The sequence below is a fragment of the Frankia alni ACN14a genome (assembly GCF_000058485.1).
Taxonomy (GTDB): Bacteria; Actinomycetota; Actinomycetes; order Frankiales; family Frankiaceae; genus Frankia; species Frankia alni.
In genome coordinates this window covers 5,019,784-5,035,875 of sequence record NC_008278.1, presented here as the reverse complement: position 1 = coordinate 5,035,875, position 16,092 = coordinate 5,019,784, and the positions used below count along the sequence as shown (strand labels likewise).

Below are 16,092 nucleotides of genomic sequence, written 5' to 3'. Positions count from 1 at the left end.
GAGCACATGTCGGGTCCAGGGCAGTTTTTCCTCGGCGAGGAGGAGGCCGCGTTGGTGCAGCGCGTGCTAACCAGTCGCCGCCTCAGCCGGTACCGTTCCGACGTCGCGGATCCGGGCGACGAGTCGATGGTGTTCACGCTCGAACGCGAGATTGAACACCGCTTCGGTGCCCGCCACTGCATCGCCGTCAACAGTGGAACGTCCGCGATCCTCGCATCGCTTGCCGCCCTCGGTGTTGGCCCGGGCGACGAGGTGATCGTGCCCGGTTACACCTTCGTCGCCACCATCGCCGCCGTCGTCCACCGCGGGGCCGTTCCCGTTCTCGCCGAGATCGACGAGTCCCTCACCCTCGACCCCGAGGACGTGGCCCGTCGGATCACTCCGAGGACGAAGGCTGTGATCGCCGTGCACATGCTGGGCGCGCCCTGCGCCATGGACGAGCTGCGGGCAATCACCGACGCCCACGGGTTGGCCCTGGTCGAGGACGTGGCCCAGGCCTGCGGCGGCTCCTACCGGGGGCGCAGCCTCGGCACGATCGGCGCGGCGGGCGCCTTCTCGCTCAACCCCTTCAAGGTCATCACAGGCGGCGACGGCGGTCTGCTGACCTGCGCGGACGACGAGGTGTACGAGCGGGCCTTCGCCTTCCACGACCACGGGTTCCGTCCTCTTCGCCAGGGCGTGGTCGACGCTGACTCGCTGTTCGGAATGAACCTGCGGATGCACGAGCTGAGCGGAGCGGTCGCCCTGGCCCAACTCCGCAAGATCGACACCATCCTCGCCACGCTCCGGCGACAGAAGGAGCGACTTACCGACGCGATCGGCGAGATACCGGGTGTGGCCCGCCGGCGGCTCAACGACCCTGCCGGCGACTGCTGCTCCCTCCTGGTGCTCCGATTCGAGTCGATCACAGTGGCCGAGGCCGTGAGTTCCCGGATCGGCTCCACCACCCTGATCAACTCGGGGCGGCACTACTACGGGAACATGCCCCAGTTGCTCGGTCGGCGGATGCCGACGAAAACGGAATGCCCGTTCGGGTGCGCCGCACATCCCACGGCCCACCGCTACCGTGCCCACATGCTGCCGCGTACGGACGATATCCTGGCCCGTTCGGTCGCCCTGTCGGTCGGAGTGGTCGACTCCTACCTCGGCTCCGGATTCGGCATAGATCCCTTCTCGTCAGCCGACGACATCGCCTCCGTCGCCGATGCCCTGCATACGGCCGTCAACGAAGTGACTGAGAAGCCGGTCGCGGATAAGAGGAGGACATGACCGGGTCCCCGGACAGCCGGTTTCCGGCGCTCCCTGGGTCTACGGGACGACAGCCGGACGGGCCCGGGCCAGCCGATCCGTTCCCCCGCTGGACGGTTCGGAACGAACTGACCGTGAGCTACGACGTACGCATCACCGACGGTGTTCTCGATCCGGAGAACAGGGCACTGATCGAAGCGGGATCCCCGGGGTCCGTACACCGCGTCCGCCGCTTCGTGGTCGTGGATGCCAACATCCACGCGCTCTACGGGCGTGATATTCATCGATATCTTGACAGCAACGACTGCGACTACGAACTGTGTGTCCTGCCCGCCTCCGAAGAGGCCAAGAACATGCAGTCCGTCCTCACATTGGTGCAGGGGCTGGACTCCTTCGGCATCTCCCGGCGGAACGAGCCGATCATCGGCATCGGTGGCGGAATCATCCTGGACGTCGTCGGCCTCGCCAGCAGCCTCTACCGCCGCAGCACTCCCTACATCCGCGTCCCCACGTCACTGCTCGGACTCGTCGATGCCGGCGTTGGGATCAAGACGGGCGTGAACTTCAACGGCCACAAAAATCGGCTGGGCAGCTACTTCGCGCCGTCCGTCGCTCTGCTGGACCGCGGTTTCCTGGCAACCCTTGGCGATCGTTACGTGAGCAACGGGCTGGCGGAGATCCTCAAGATCTCCCTTGTCCTGGACGCGCATCTGTTCGACCTTCTCGAGGAGCATGCCGAGACGTTGCTGGCCGAGCGTCTCACGGGACGGACGGCTGTCGGCGACGCCGTCGGCCGCGAGGTGATCAGACGGGCTGTCGACGGCATGCTGAGGGAGCTTCAGCCGAACCTGTGGGAGAGGAACCTCGAGCGCCGGGTCGACTACGGGCATTCCTTCAGCCCCACACTGGAGATGCGCGCCCTGCCGGCGCTGCTGCACGGCGAGGCCGTCAGCGTCGACATGGCGCTCACCACGATTGTCGCCGAACGACGTGGTCTGATCTCCGCGCCGGATCGCGCGCGGGTGTTCAACCTGATGAAACGTCTCCGCCTGCCGGTCTGGCATCCGCTGTGCGGGACGGACCTGCTGGCACACGCGCTGCGCGAGACCACCCGGCACCGCGACGGGCTGCAGCGCATCCCGCTACCGGTCGGGATCGGCGACGCCCGCTTCGTCAGTGACCTGACCCACGAGGAGGTCACACGAGCGGCCGAGGTTCTCCGCGACCTCGACCTGCCCACCCGCGCGGCCCCGCGGCTGTCGGACGTAGGCGGGCACGGCCACCCCATCGTCACCGACGTGTATGACATCGGCGAACTCGGCGACGTGCCTGACGGCGCCGAAGCAGCGCACCGCGACCATGTGATCGCCTGCGACGCGTCGAGCGTCGTCTGGGAGAGCATCCGGTGGTCGTCGCTGCCTCCCGGCGCCGCCTGCGTGGAGAAGGCGCCGGGCTTTGCGCCGAAGCTCTACTTCATCCTCGCCGGCGAGGGCGAGTTGCTCCTCGGCGAGGAGTCGCATCCGCTCCGTCCGGGCCATCTGGTGGTCGCCGGGCCCTCGGCAGTGCACCACGTGCGAAATCACGGCGCTGACGATCTGAACTGGCTACTGCTCGAGTTCCACGGCCTGCTCAATTCCACCATCTGGCCGGACGAGGCATCGGCCGGGGGAGGCGTCGCGTGAACATCAGCCCGCGGCGGAGCGCCGTCGCACCATCCGGTCGGCCCCGTGGCATCCCGGGCGCGAACGCGGTTCACCATGTCGCCTACACCGTCCCCGATCTCGACCAGGCGGTCCGATTCTTCACCGAGGCCCTGGGCGCGGAGCTTCTCTACGTCCAGGGACCGGTGGAGGACCCCACGGGTGACTGGATGACCCGCAAGCTCGGCGTGGCTGCGGACGCCCGTGCGCATGTCGCCATGCTGCGTCTCGGCGCCGTGACGAACCTGGAGCTCTTCGAGTACACCGCCCCGGACCAGCGCAGGCAGATTCCCCGCAACAGTGACTGGGGCGGACATCATCTGGCGATACACGTGGAGGACGTGGACCTCGCCGCTGCCTACCTGCGCTCCTGGCCTGGAGTGCACGTACTCGGTGAGCCGGAAACCATCACCGACGGTCCCATCGCGGGCGACCGCTGGGTGTACTTTCTCACGCCGTGGGGAATGCAGATGGAACTGATCAACCTGCCCGTGGGAATCCCCTACGAACAGCAGGTACGGGCCCGCCTCTACCGCCCGGATCAGCCATGGAACAACGAGGGACCGGTGGCGCACAATGGATGACCAGGCGTCGGAACAGAAACTGCGGATCAACCATGTACCCGCCGGAAAGGGGCCGACAACCTGGTTCGACGGCGACGCCTACACCATCAAGGCGAGCCGGGATAGCACCGGCGGTTCGCTGTCCTTTCTGGAAGCTTCGATCCCGCCCGGGAGCGGGCCGCCGCCGCACATCCACACCCTTGAGGACGAGGCGTTCTACATCCTCTCCGGCAGTCTGGAGTTCCGCAGCGGCGGGCAGAGCCGGCAGGTGGGCACGGGCGACTTCATCCATGTGCCACGCGGAGTCGGTCATTCGTTCCGGAATAACGGTGTGCACGCCGTTCGTATGGTTTTCCTCTACACGCCCGGCGGCTTCGAAAACTTCTTCGTGGAGGCCGGCGAGCCGGCCGAGCCCGGCAGGCCCATTCCGCGCTGGGGACCCGAGGACTATCCCCGGGCAGTAGAGATCGCCACTCGCTACGGGTGGCAGCCGTCGCTGGAGGAGGACGAGGGGTAGCTGGGTCCAAGCTGGCCCGCCCGGCCCTGAACGGCCCGGGCCGGCGCCGCCCATCGGGCGAACATGCACCCGGAAAGCCGGGTGTCAACGAGATCCAACACAACTTTCGATCATCATCTCCCGGGTTCTGGGTAGCCCGGGTTCGGGGTAGGTCGATGACCCCGGGGGCCGGTCTCCTTCAGTGCGCCCTGATCTGACCGAACGCATTCTCGGCAACCGGGCACACGGGCGCTGATGGCGGCGAGCTCGTCCGTGCTGCCCCACTCGCGCGGCGGCGCGCAGCGTTCACCCGCTTCTTGCCGAACCGCCTGAGACTGCGATTGGCTGGAGTCGCATGGGGCTGTGGTCGCGAGTCTCACAAAGCCTTGCGGTGCGTCTGACGTCCGCGAACGTGGCGGAGCGCCGGGCAGCGAGACCCTGGCAGCTCTCATGCCCTCACGAGCTTTCTTCGCCAACAATGGAGCTGCCACCATAATGAACGAGAAGTCCGCCGGCGAAATACGGGATCGACGCGCGTTCCTGCGCAACTCCGCGGGGCTTGCCATGGGATCTGGTGCGCTGTCGCTCGTCGATGCCGGGACGGCGCGGGCCGCCAGCACGGCCCCCGCGGCACCGACCTCGACGAGCCACGGATTCGGACCGGTCACGATCAAGTCCGATGATCAACGCTACGGCGCTCTCATCACCGGAGACAACCAGCGTTGGGTCGGCTCTCCCGACTACATCCAGCTGGTCGGCTCGACCCAACAGGTGGTGGACGCCGTCCAGACCGCCGTCCGGAACGGGCTGCAGCTCTCGGTACGAAGCGGCGGCCACTGCTACGAGGACTTCGTCGCCAACTCCGCGGTACGGGTAGTGATCGACATGTCCGCGATGAACGCGGTCTACTACGACAGTGCAATGAAGGCTTTCGCCGTGGAGGCCGGAGCCAGGCTTCTCAACGTGTATGAGGCACTGTACCGAGGCTGGGGTGTCACCATACCGGGTGGGCGCTGTTACTCCGTGGGCGCTGGCGGGCACATCTGTGGTGGCGGCGACGGCCCGCTTTCTCGCCGGTTCGGCATAGTCGTCGACCACCTGTACGCCATCGAGATCGTGGTGGTCGACAAGTCGGGTACGGCGCGAAGCGTCGTCGCCACCAGGGAGGACAACGACCCCAATCGTGACCTGTGGTGGGCGCACACCGGCTGCGGCGGCGGGAACTACGGTATCGTCACCCGCTACTGGATGCGCTCGCCCGCGGCAAAATCCGACGATCCAGGCTCCCTGCTGCCGAAGCCGCCGGCCACGATGCTCATGAACGGTCTCTCCTTCTCCTGGTCCGACCTCGACCAGAACAAGCTGAGCAGGCTCCTGCAGAACTTCGGCGGATGGCACGAGCGGAACAGCGCCCCGGACTCGCCCGGCGTCGCGGTCGTCAGCTCGCTCGCCCTGAACCACAAATCCAACGGAAGCGTGAGTATCTTCACCCTGGTGGAGGGGAGCATACCGAGCCCGGAGAAGGTGCTGACCGATTTCATCAACGAGATTCGGAACGGGGTTGCCGCCGAGACGGGACCGATGATCAGGCCGACCGGCGAGCTCGGCCCCATGCCGGAGATCGTCAAGGCCCAGCACCTGCCCTGGCTGCAGTCTGTTCGCTATCTCGCGACCAACTCCCCGGTGCTGACCAATCCCACACTTCGCGCCGACCACAAGTCGGCCTACCTGCGGAAATCGTTCACCGCTGCCGAGACTGCAACCATCTACAAGTACCTCACGAGCGACAGCACCAACCCGAACTCGATGCTGCTGCTCCTGCCGTTCGGCGGGAACATCAACGCGACACAGCCATCGGCAACCGCTTTTCCGCATCGTAGCTCCGTGATGCAGGCGCTGTACCAGAGCTTCTGGTCGGACCCCGCCGACGACGCCAAGAACCTTGCCTGGGTTCGTGGTTTCTACTCCGACGTCTACGCCGCGACCGGTGGCGTGCCCGTTCCCAATGACCGGACCGACGGGTGCTACATCAACTACGCGGACACCGACCTGTCCGATCCGGCCTACAACTCCTCAAAGGTCCCCTGGCACGACCTGTACTACAAGGAAAACTATCCCAAGCTGCAGCAGGTCAAGGCGCGGTGGGATCCGAAGAACGTCTTCCGTCACTCCCAGTCGATCGAGCTTCCCGGATAACGGCGCCACCGTCGCGCCCCGGTTGCACCGATCGGGGCGCCGGCCGCCTCACGGCCTTCGCTCCCAGCCGGCCCGGCCTGCTCGTTCGGCCCGGGCCGGGTGGAGAGCGCCGGTACCGGTTCGTGTCTCGCCGGCGGGACACGGCTCCCCCACAGAGGCCCTGTGCTCGTTCCCGTCACCGCCCATCCCGTTCTGTCGAGCTGTGCTCCCGGAGTCGGTAGCGCCGCCCCGTCGCGTCCTGGTGCCGTCGTCACACCCGGAGCGCCCCGTTCCGGCCGCGCCGCCTGCACGGTCTCGCACAGCCGCAGGTTGAGAAATGCGATCGGGACTCATAGCCTGAACAAACCGAAATCGCGATATGCGTCGTGATGAGGTTCCCGGGCGATCTCCGCCCTGCCGGCAGCGCTCTGTCGCCCAGCGCAGATCACCCCAGTTCCTCTCGGACAGGCTGTCGAAGGGAGCAACATGGAGAATTCCACGCAGGTTCTTGTGATCGGTGGAGGTCCAGGGGGCGCCACCACCGCCGGCCTCCTCGCCCGCGAAGGGATTTCCGTCACCCTGATGGAGAAGGAGACGTTCCCGCGCTACCACATCGGCGAGTCCCTGCTACCCTCCTGCCAGCCCATCCTGGAGCTGCTCGGCGTCCGGGAGAAGGTGGAGAGCCGAGGCTACCAGCGCAAGCGTGGAGCGTATTTCGACTGGGCGGGAGAGAAATGGGACGTCACGTTCGGGGATCCGACGGACGACCGTGCCTCCTCGTATCAGGTCCTGCGTTCGGACTTCGACCAGGTGCTGCTGGAGCACGCCAGGGAGCTCGGAGTGACTGCTTTCGAGGGAGCGGAGGTACAGCGCCTCACGTTCGACGGTGATCGGCCGCGGTCAGCGGTCTGGTCCCAGCCCGGCGCGGGAATCACCAACGCCGAGATCACCTTCGATCACGTCATTGACGCCTCGGGTCGCTCCGGCCTCATGACGACACGCCATCTCCGCACCCGCCGTTACCACGAGGTGTTCCGGAACATCGCGGTCTGGGGTTACTGGAAAAATGCGACGCCGCTCCCCGCCGGGCCGGAGGGCGCGATTGCGATCTGCTATGTACCCGACGGCTGGCTGTGGGGAATTCCTCTCGGTGACGGGCAGCTCAGCGTCGGCCTGGTGACGCACCGGGACGTCTTCAACTCCAGGCGCCAGAACGGCGAGAGCCTTGAGTCGATCTATCACGCGGCGATCCGGGAGAGCCCCGTGATCGAGAATCTGCTACCCTCCGCCGAGCTGGTGTCCTCCCTGCGCGCCGAGCAGGACTACTCCTATACCTCTGAGCGATTCTCCGGGCCGGGATATTTTCTCGTCGGTGATGCTGCCTGCTTTCTGGACCCGCTGTTGTCCACGGGCGTGCACCTCGCCATGTACAGCGCGCTGCTCGCGGCGGCGAGCCTGGCAAGCGTCCTACGTGGCGAATTCGGTGAGGAGGCGGCACGGGACCTGTATGACCGGTCGTACCGCCAGGCGTACCTTCGCCTGCTCGTGGTCGTGTCGAACCTGTACCAGCAGAACCAGGGGAAGGACTCGTACTTCTGGGAGGCGCAACGCCTCACTCTCCGCGACGCCAACCCGGACGAGATCAAGCAGGCGTTCGTGGACGTCGTGTCCGGGATCGAGGATCTGCGCGACGCCCAGGCGACACTCGACACCGCCGTCGAGGCCACAGGTATGGCGATGGCTCAGTGGGACGGCTGGCACTGGAACCCATCGGCACTCAACCACTCCGAGCTGACCGAATCAGAGTGGAAAAAGGCGCTGGACGGCTCCCAGGACATTGATTCCCTCGCGCCGGGGGAACGCGAGCTGGCGGCGGCCCGAGCCCGGTTCTTCGACACCGCCATGCAACGGGTGCTGGGGCCTGTTCCGCAGGGCGGGCAGGGGTTGTACGTGGTGACGAGGCCCCGGCTGGGGCTCGCCAACCTCCAGTAGGAAGCGGCGAGAGGGATATCGACGCAAAAGGCCGCCGGCCCCGGGTGCGAGTTCTCTCGGAGCCGGCGGTTCCATGGTCGGACGGTTCTGTGTCAGACGGACTTCAGCATGCCACCGTCGATCACAAGTTCCGTGCCGCTCATGTTGGCGACCCGTCCTGAGGCCAGAAAGACCACCAGGTCGGCGATCTCCTCCGGGCGGGTGAACTGGCCTGTCGATACACCGATGGACGACGGGATCTGGTCGATGTAGTCCTCAAGCGGGACGCCGGCCCGGCGGGCGAACATGTCGCCCGGGCCGCCCGGCGCCGTCCACAGGTCCGTCAGCACCGGACCGGGAGAGATCGTGTTCACCCGCAGCCCGCGGCCGCCGAACTCCTCCGCCAGCGCCTTGCCCAGGTTCGACACCGCCGCCTTGAGCGCTGACTGTGCCACGAGCCGCGGCTGCGGCAGCCTGGCGTTGACCGAGCTGATGTTCACCACCGCGCCGCGGTGCTCCAGCAGGCTCGGGAGCGCCGCGCGTGTGGTCCGGACCGTCGGCATGAGCGTCATGGTGAACGTGTGCTGCCACGCGTCGTCGTCGAGTTGCAGGAAACCGCCCGGAGGCGTCGAGGTACCCGCGACGTTGTTGACAAGCAGATCAATTCTGCCGTGTCGGTCCAGAGCGTGACGAACCAGCTGTTCCGGCGCCTCGGGAGTACCAAGGTCCATTTCGAGGGCGTCTGGCGCCAACTCCTTCAGCGCGCCGGTGATCGTGCGGCTCGCCGCGACGACGGCATAGCCCTCCCTGACCAGGGCCTGCACGATTGCAAGGCCGATTCCGCGGCCTGCGCCGGTCACCACGGCGACGCGTGTTTCCTTGTTTGTCATCTGACAGGTCCTCCACTCTGCGGCGGCAACTCCGGACATGCATTCACATACTAGCGACGGCGCCACTCACCCGAGAGCAGGCAGAGCATCGCCACGCGTATCGGCCGTTTTTGTCAATTCACTGATGAGGCGATGCGTGGGATGGGTGATCTGCAACGTGGTCGAGGGCGGCCGTCGCCGTGCGGACGCGTTCGCCGCGCGAGGCGCCCGCCCAATGGACATGCTTTAAGGGATTGCTTGGAGATTTGTGTTCAGGGTGACCGTCTGGGGTGGAGGCAGTGGAGCTCGAGGCGGTGTTCGACTGGGCTGGTGCCTGGGTCGCCGGGTTGGCGGGTGGGGTAGGCGCCGGGTCTTTTGCTTGTGCGGGGTGTGGTGCGTGGGGGCCGGTCGCGGAGGGTGAAGGCTGGTTCGACGAGTTGGAGTAGGAAGCTGAGGAGTGCCTGGTCAGGGGGGAAAGGCCGCGCCGATCGAGTCGGTCGCGGCGGTCAGGGTGTGCCGGAAACTGATCGTTGAGGGGGGTAGGCCGGTGGCGTCGGCGGAGGTGCCCATGAGCCGGTGCAACGCCTGGTAGACGGCGAAAAGGGCCCACATCTCCTGGGCGACGCCCTCAGGGTCGCGGCTACGCAGGACCGCCTGGCCCTCGCCGAGGTCGGTCTTGTGGTGGCCGATCACGGTCTCCACGCCCCACCGGTCGCGGTAGGCGCAGGCCAGGTCCAACGCCGGCCACTTCTCGATGTCGAGGAGGTCGGTGACCAGGCAGAACAGCTCCGAGCTGGCCGTGCCACCGGGGCCGGTGGTGTGCACGGTGTACTCGATCACCCGGACGGTCAGCGCCGGGCCGTCGGTCTTACGGGCCGGGTTCAGCCGGGCCAGGTAGGGAGCCTGGTCCTGGACCGGTGGGGCTACCGCAGCCAGGTCCGCGACGAGCACCGTCACCGGCTGCCCGGGCGTGCCTGGCCAGGCGCTCCTGCTCAACCGCAGCCCCGCGCTGGCGGACCTGACCACCGAGGCGTTCGACCGGCTGCACGCCCACCCGGCCACCGGCGCCCACCACCACTCGGCGCTCTATGCGCTGCAGCGCGTGGTCGCCGATCTCGGCCACTGCCAGGCACCCGTGCGCCCAGGCCGCAACCATGCCCCGGTCATTGCGCCGACCCGGCCTGGACCGCGTCGGTCGAACGCTGGCACGCCACCTCGACGCTGACCCCGAAGGTCCGCGCCGTCATCCGCACCCTGATGGCCAAGGCCGGACGGTGGCTGGCCGCCGACCACCCGGGCATCACCGAACCCGGCCAGTGGACCCGGGTCACCTGCGCTGCCTGGGTCGCCGCCGTCGACCGGATGGCCGTCGGCGACTACGTCCAACGCCGTGACGCCCTCGTCGGCCGCGCCGGGACACCGATCGCCCCGCGCACCAAGGCCCACATCCTGATGGACACCCGCACGTTCTTCCGGGACTGCCAGGAATGGGAGTGGATCCCCCGCCGGTTCGACCCCGCCCGCGCGCTCGCCGTCCCGCGCAGCGTCGCGGCGCTGACCGGCACCGACCCCCGCGTGATCGCCGACGACGTGTGGGCCAAGCTGCTCTGGGCCGGCCTGAACCTGGCGGCCACCGACCTGCCCGGCACCTCCGCCGGCAGCTACTACCCCTGGAACTGATCCGCGCTGTCACGTTGACCTGGCTGTTCAGCGGCCTGCGCAGCGACGAGATCTCCCGGCTGCGCCTCGGCTGCATCCGCTGGCAGCACAACGGCTCTCCGGTGCCCGGCGACTCCCGCGACGTCCTCGCCCAGGACGCCGTCTGCCTGCTCGACGTGCCCGTCCACAAGACCGGCACCGCGTTCACCAAACCGGTCGACCCGATCGTCGGCCACGCCATCGAGGCCCGGCAGGCCCTCCGGCCGGCCCAGCCCCAACGCCTGGATCGCAAGACCAACGAGTACGTCGACCTGCTCTTCAGCGTCCGCGCCCACCCCGTCGCCAAGTACTACATCAACCGCACGATCATCCCGGCACTCTGCCGCAAGGCCGGCGTCCCCACCGCCGACATCCGAGGCAACATCACCAGCCACCGCGCCCGGTCGACGATCGCCAGCCAGCTCTACAACGCCAAGGAGCCGATGACCCTGTTCGAGCTGCAGGCCTGGCTCGGGCACCGCACCCCGAACACCACCCAGCACTACGCGAAGATCACCCCGAACGCTCTCACCAAGGCATACACCGAGGCCGGCTACTTCGCCCGCAACGTCCGGACCATCGAGGTCCTCCTCGACCGCGACGCCGTCACCGCCGGCACCGCCGCGTCAGGCGAGCCCTGGCAGCACTACGACCTCGGCCACGGCTGGTGCACCTACACGTTCTTCGAGCAGTGCCCTCACCGGATGGCCTGCGCCCGCTGCGACTTCTACACCCCGAAGGGCTCCAGCAAGGCCCAGCTCCTCGAAGCCATGGAAAACCTGCAACGCATGCTCGCCACGATCCCCCTCACCGACGACGAACGCGCCGCCGTCGACGACGGCCAGACCGCCCTCGACGCGCTACTCGACCGCCTCGCCGACGTCCCGACCCCAGCCGGCGCCACACCACGCGAACTCGCGGCCCGCCCAGCGGCGAACCTCCTCCCCATCGTCGACGTCCGAAACGCCAAACCAGGACACACCTGACAAGCCGGATTCCGCAGAATCGCCACCGTCATCGACTGCCACACCAAAGCGATCATCGGTTATGCCATGGATGACCACTACAGAACCCCGCTGATTTCCGCAGCGATCATCAATGCGGTCCGCACCATCCCGCTCGCCCCAGGCGCGATCTTCCACACCGATCGAGGGAGTAACTACACCTCGGAGGAGTTCGCGAGGACCCTTGTCACACTCGGCCTCCGACACTCGGTCGGACGAACCGGAATATGCTACGATAACGCATTGGCGGAGTCGTTCTTCGCCGCCCTGAAGAACGAGCGGGTCCACCGCACCTCCTACCCCACCCGCGAACACGCACGCCGAGACATCACCCGGTACATCGAGTTCACTACAACACCCGCCGACTCCACTCTGGACTCGGCTACAGAACACCGCAAGAAGTCCACAACGAATTCCTGAACCGCAATGATGCGGCCTAAAACCGACTGATAGAATGTGTCCGGAAAACGCAGGGCCGATCAAGCACCCCATCCACCAGCTCCGGCGGGAACACCCCCGTCAACGCCCCCACCGTCACTCGGTCCGGCAACCAGCCCTCCGGCGACAGCCCCTCACTCGCGTCATGCGGCACATCACAACCCTACCCGCACGACGATCAGCTAAAGCATGGCCATTGGCCAGGCGCCGCACTCGACCCCTGAACCGCCTTGAACAGGGCCGGTGGATACCCGCCGAGCGCACCGGAGAGGTCAGGAGGCCGGGCCCGATTCGTGAAGACTGGCCGTGGCCGCCTCATCGAGTGCCCGGAGTACCCACTGCTCGAACTTCTCTCCGCTGAGATCGGCCGCTCTGCGCCACTGAAGAAGGCGTTCGGCGGGAACCGTGAGTTTGGGCAGGGAGCCGCTCGGGCGTGCCGCCCCCTTCTCGTCGGGCTGGCGGTGGGCACGGATGTTTCGACGAAGCTCGTTGCGCGACCAGTTGAACTCGTCGGCCAAATCGAGCCATCTGTCCTGCTCGTGTGGCGGCAGGGAGCTCACCTCGACGTGATGCTGAAAGCTCAGCGTCTCACGGCGGCGGTCAAGATCGAACTTCCGCGCAACCCAGGCATAGTTACGAAGGGTCTGGTAATCGAGGCCGCAGACCTCGATGGCCCGCAGGTAGCGGTCCGAAAACTCTTTCTGGCCGTAGACCAGCCAGTCGCCAAGACACCAAGCCGAGGAATCGACTAGACGGGAGATCTGGGAACCGGTATCCTGCCATCGTTCGAAGGTGAGCGCGCCTGGTATCCGCAGACCGACTCGCGTGGTGAGGATCTGGGCCCCATCTGCGCGATTCGACAGACCGCTCCTCCGATAGTTCGCGCCGGAGCGCGCACCTCCGCGCTGCGTGTCATCATTGGCGAATCGCTGCATTGGAATCTCATTTCTGGTATCGAGAGCTACAGTCTCTATACCGAGGGAGGTCCACTGCCCGGGCATGCTGCCACGAAGGTTCAGGTTGTGCGCGGAGCGCGGAGCAGCCAAGAAGTGATTCGCGGGACCAGACTTTCGCGGCATATCGATGTCCCCGGTCCGCATGGCAGTTCGCGACAGCTACCGCAACACGCACATCGATAAAGGTCGAGTTCACTCCGGCGAATCCGACCGGACCACCGGCCATTATCTCCGGGACCGCATCATCCGTACCGGCCGACAACCCCTTTCCCTTGCCTCTCGACCAACCGAACCAGTCGCAGGCCTGAGCGCAAAGGACAACCTGACCACGGCCTGCGGCAGTCCGGTCGTGCAGATGTCCCAAGAGTATCATCTTCATCCAGGATGCGATACATCTGCGGCTATTTGACTGGTGAATTACTACGCGGCACGGCGGCACCCGGACAGCGCTGTCGCAGGGATGTATGAAGGTTGCTCAGCATAGGAATCGGCTACTCTTGGTAGCGAGAAGCTGGAATGCCCGGTTACCGTCCCCGGCAATGTATTCCAGGGTCTCCTTGATCTTTGTGGCGCCATGGAGGCGAAGGAGGCTGAGGGCTAGGTTGCGGAGACAGCGAGGTTTCGTGGGCCATTTCCTCGATGTGCGTGATAGGCATCCTCCTGCCAGGCGGTGTCGCGGACGCAGTGCACGCGGTTTTCGATTCGTCGGTGCAGGCGAATATAGATGTGGATGGCGGCCGGAGCGGTGCGGTTCCCGCGTGGGCTGGTGATGATGAAGGTGCATCCTTTGGTGAGGCGGTTGCCGTCGAGGTCGGACTCCTCACGGCGGATAACGGCGGACGTCCTGTTGCAGTCTCGGTTCTCCGCTTCGGGATGCCACTACCGCGTAGCGTGATGTGGCGCGGGTGAATGAGAGTCACACTGCATTACCTACTTCCGGTCGTCGGGCGGTCAGTCCGGGCCGGCGACGAGAGCGAGCCGGGCGCTGTAGTGGTGCCAGCGTGCGACGGCCTGATTCCGGCGTCGGCGATGGTGATGGTGATGGTGATGGTGATGACGCAGGTCCTGGTCGCGGGCCGGTCGGACGGCGCCCAGGCCAGGTAGAAGGTCAGGTTGTTGTGGTCACGGCCGATCGGGCGGCGGATCCGCCAGCCCCGCGAGATAGTCGAGCGCGACCTGCACACTGCTCCGCCGCGGCAGGAGCCGTTCCAGCACGTCCCTGATCATTTCGTCGGTCCGTGCCTCGCGTCCTGGTAAACGAGTCCAGAGTGGCGCGATCGCCCATGAAGGCGATGCCCAGATACTCCAGCTCCGCGGCCGGAGTTTCCTGCGTACGGGCGAGCTGCGTCGCTGTGCCGCCCTCGGTCATGGTATGGACGAAATCGACTACCCGAATATTTGACGTCGCGTAGCCGCGCGCGTAGGGCCCGCAGTTGGTTCGAGCGGTCGGCCCGCAGCACGATAACCGGATGACAGCTGATGTCGGGATGGATATCGCCATCTCCATCGAAATATTGTTGCAGGTCGAGGCCGGTCCTGTCAGGAATGCCGCCCGCCAGCCCTGTCATCAGGTGCCCAAGTACGTTCAGAAGCGGGCCGAACTCAACCTTCTTGTTCAGGACGGCGACAATTCTCCAGGCTGTCGACATCGCTAGTACGTCGCCATTCCCTGTCATGTGGTCACCCGCAGTAATTTGGTTTCCATCTTGATCGATCAACATTGACTGTCGATCAAGGTCCGTCGATCGGCATGATTACGGTATGTTGACTCGAATGATCCCGCCGCGGTCGTCTCCTGCTCTCGGCGAAATATGGGCGAGAGTATCGTCGGGATCTCGTGAAATCCCGCTACGGCCGACACGGAAACCGGGAAGATTTTTCCTTGATACGGGGTTGGTGGCGTCTCACGATGGCTGCTGATCGAGGGGTGTCGACCCTCCAGGGAAAGGGCCGCTCGTTTTGAGATGGTGCTTCGGCGCAAACAGCATCGGGCGAAACATGAATAAACTCTACGAGGCGGTGCAAGTGTCTGTCAACCGGCAGGAATCGAGAGGGGCAGAGATTGTCAAATCGCAAGATTACAGAGAGTGGTCGTTGTGGCGATGGGCTCGGGTCAGATTTCTTGAGTATGCAACTTTGTGCAATCACCGTGCGTGTTCGGAAGTGGCATCCCGCCGCACCTCCTTTGTGTTGCCACTTTATATCTCCGCAGGTAAATCGCATCGCATGGTGAGGTTCCATGATCGACTGGTAGCTCGTTGTGTTGGGATTCATCCTCCGTATCCGTTGATGTCCGCGGTAACGCGTCACTGAGGGTTGCACTGGTGTCAGGGAGGCGACAGAAGACTTCCGGACCCGGCGCTCCTCTAGTAGGACTTCGTTAGGTGGCTCCTGATAGTTGCGGGGTGACGTTGGGTGTGTGGTTGAAGGATCGTTGGCAGGTGGGTCAGGCGCCGGTCCAGATGGCGAGCAGGGCCTGGAGGGTGTGGAGGACTCCGTAGAGGGTCAGGCCGGCGCAGGGGCTTTTGGGTCGCGGCGGAGCTGGGTGCAGATCGCCTGGGCGAGGGAGACGAGGGTGACGTGGTGGTGCCAGCCGGTGAAGGTGCGGCCTTCGAAGTGGTCGAGGCCGAGGCCGTCTTTCAGTTCGCGGTAGTCGTGTTCAGTGCGCCACCCATGACGCCCCTGAAGCGGGTACCTCCTCGCAGGATGGGGCGATAATCGATGGGGAGGCGTTGCTGCGGTTGGTCGATCTGGTCGATCTGGTCGAGCGGCTGCGGTCCCCGGCGGATGAGGCGGGGGGTGGGTCTGGATGTCCGGTGACGGAGTCGAGCCCCCCAGCCCCGGGTGTGGATGAGGATCCCGGTCGATCGGCGGATGGCGACGGTACGTCTGCTGGGTGTGCTGGCAGCCCGAGCTGCGGTGGCAGCGGGCGGGGGCGGTCGTGGTGAACGTGACGACGTGCCGGCCGTGGGGA

General features: G+C 65.9%; 13 protein-coding genes and 2 pseudogenes. 10 read left to right on the top strand and 5 right to left on the bottom strand.

What is annotated here, in order from left to right; translation table 11 throughout:
• The first annotated feature begins 6 nt into the window (after positions 1–6).
• The 6 genes from FRAAL_RS20260 to FRAAL_RS20235 all read left to right on the top strand — a co-directional run bounded on the left by FRAAL_RS20260 (position 7) and on the right by FRAAL_RS20235 (position 8,174).
• Positions 7–1,269, top strand: coding sequence for a DegT/DnrJ/EryC1/StrS family aminotransferase (locus tag FRAAL_RS20260; protein ID WP_011605756.1), 1,263 nt, complete (start codon positions 7–9; stop codon positions 1,267–1,269).
• A gap of 221 nt (positions 1,270–1,490) precedes the next feature.
• Positions 1,491–2,930: a sedoheptulose 7-phosphate cyclase gene (locus FRAAL_RS20255; protein WP_197537213.1), complete on the top strand. Its 1,440-nt coding sequence runs from the start codon at positions 1,491–1,493 to the stop codon at positions 2,928–2,930.
• Positions 2,927–3,532: a VOC family protein gene (locus tag FRAAL_RS20250; protein WP_011605754.1), complete on the top strand. Its 606-nt coding sequence runs from the start codon at positions 2,927–2,929 to the stop codon at positions 3,530–3,532. Before FRAAL_RS20255 ends, FRAAL_RS20250 begins: the two co-directional genes overlap by 4 nt.
• Positions 3,525–4,028, top strand: a complete 504-nt coding sequence (locus FRAAL_RS20245; RefSeq protein ID WP_011605753.1) for a cupin domain-containing protein — start codon at positions 3,525–3,527, stop codon at positions 4,026–4,028. Before FRAAL_RS20250 ends, FRAAL_RS20245 begins: the two co-directional genes overlap by 8 nt.
• 474 nt (positions 4,029–4,502) lie before the next feature.
• Positions 4,503–6,203 carry an FAD-binding oxidoreductase gene (locus FRAAL_RS20240; protein WP_197537212.1) on the top strand — a complete coding sequence of 567 codons (1,701 nt, stop codon included), beginning with the start codon at positions 4,503–4,505 and terminating at the stop codon, positions 6,201–6,203.
• Between the two features lie 465 nt (positions 6,204–6,668).
• Positions 6,669–8,174 carry an NAD(P)/FAD-dependent oxidoreductase gene (locus tag FRAAL_RS20235; protein WP_011605750.1) on the top strand — a complete coding sequence of 502 codons (1,506 nt, stop codon included), beginning with the start codon at positions 6,669–6,671 and terminating at the stop codon, positions 8,172–8,174.
• Between the two features lie 92 nt (positions 8,175–8,266).
• Here the strand turns inward: FRAAL_RS20235 and FRAAL_RS20230 are convergent, their stop codons facing one another.
• Together FRAAL_RS20230 and FRAAL_RS20225 are read right to left on the bottom strand one after the other, a co-directional pair.
• Positions 8,267–9,082 carry an SDR family NAD(P)-dependent oxidoreductase gene (locus tag FRAAL_RS20230; RefSeq protein WP_197537211.1) on the bottom strand — a complete coding sequence of 272 codons (816 nt, stop codon included), beginning with the start codon at positions 9,080–9,082 and terminating at the stop codon, positions 8,267–8,269.
• A gap of 405 nt (positions 9,083–9,487) precedes the next feature.
• On the bottom strand, positions 9,488–9,979 hold the full coding sequence (locus FRAAL_RS20225) for a transposase (RefSeq protein WP_162137482.1): 492 nt from the start codon (positions 9,977–9,979) through the stop codon (positions 9,488–9,490).
• A gap of 13 nt (positions 9,980–9,992) precedes the next feature.
• Between FRAAL_RS20225 and FRAAL_RS34305 the strand changes: the two genes are divergently transcribed.
• From FRAAL_RS34305 to FRAAL_RS20215, 4 genes are read left to right on the top strand one after another with little or no spacing between them, the layout of a single operon-like run.
• Complete coding sequence (locus tag FRAAL_RS34305) at positions 9,993–10,247, top strand: hypothetical protein (protein ID WP_011605746.1); 255 nt, start codon at positions 9,993–9,995, stop codon at positions 10,245–10,247.
• A gap of 32 nt (positions 10,248–10,279) precedes the next feature.
• Positions 10,280–10,702 carry a hypothetical protein gene (locus FRAAL_RS34300; RefSeq protein ID WP_197537210.1) on the top strand — a complete coding sequence of 141 codons (423 nt, stop codon included), beginning with the start codon at positions 10,280–10,282 and terminating at the stop codon, positions 10,700–10,702.
• Between the two features lie 14 nt (positions 10,703–10,716).
• Positions 10,717–11,706: a tyrosine-type recombinase/integrase gene (locus FRAAL_RS34295; RefSeq protein WP_011605745.1), complete on the top strand. Its 990-nt coding sequence runs from the start codon at positions 10,717–10,719 to the stop codon at positions 11,704–11,706.
• A gap of 18 nt (positions 11,707–11,724) precedes the next feature.
• A complete protein-coding gene (locus FRAAL_RS20215) occupies positions 11,725–12,144 on the top strand; it encodes a DDE-type integrase/transposase/recombinase (protein ID WP_083866858.1) in 420 nt (139 codons plus the stop codon).
• A gap of 290 nt (positions 12,145–12,434) precedes the next feature.
• Here the strand turns inward: FRAAL_RS20215 and FRAAL_RS20210 are convergent, their stop codons facing one another.
• From FRAAL_RS20210 to FRAAL_RS35125, 3 genes and pseudogenes are all read right to left on the bottom strand, one after another.
• A complete protein-coding gene (locus tag FRAAL_RS20210; protein ID WP_011605743.1) occupies positions 12,435–13,097 on the bottom strand; it encodes an LmbU family transcriptional regulator in 663 nt (220 codons plus the stop codon).
• 1,330 nt (positions 13,098–14,427) lie between these two features.
• Positions 14,428–14,767: pseudogene (locus FRAAL_RS36180) on the bottom strand (DUF2000 family protein); the annotation flags it as partial.
• 856 nt (positions 14,768–15,623) lie between these two features.
• Positions 15,624–15,788 (bottom strand): annotated as a pseudogene (locus tag FRAAL_RS35125) (IS701 family transposase); the annotation flags it as partial.
• Positions 15,789–16,092: the final 304 nt, after the last annotated feature.

Bases quoted from the DNA above. Each gene is read 5' to 3' on its own strand.
- FRAAL_RS20260 (WP_011605756.1), top strand. From the start codon at position 7: ATGTCGGGTCCAGGGCAGTTTTTCCTCGGCGAGGAGGAGGCCGCGTTG.
- FRAAL_RS20245 (WP_011605753.1), top strand. From the start codon at position 3,525: ATGGATGACCAGGCGTCGGAACAGAAACTGCGGATCAACCATGTACCC.
- FRAAL_RS20240 (WP_197537212.1), top strand. From the start codon at position 4,503: ATGAACGAGAAGTCCGCCGGCGAAATACGGGATCGACGCGCGTTCCTG.
- FRAAL_RS20235 (WP_011605750.1), top strand. From the start codon at position 6,669: ATGGAGAATTCCACGCAGGTTCTTGTGATCGGTGGAGGTCCAGGGGGC.
- FRAAL_RS20230 (WP_197537211.1), bottom strand. From the start codon at position 9,082: ATGTCCGGAGTTGCCGCCGCAGAGTGGAGGACCTGTCAGATGACAAAC.
- FRAAL_RS34300 (WP_197537210.1), top strand. From the start codon at position 10,280: ATGGCCAAGGCCGGACGGTGGCTGGCCGCCGACCACCCGGGCATCACC.
- FRAAL_RS20210 (WP_011605743.1), bottom strand. From the start codon at position 13,097: ATGCAGCGATTCGCCAATGATGACACGCAGCGCGGAGGTGCGCGCTCC.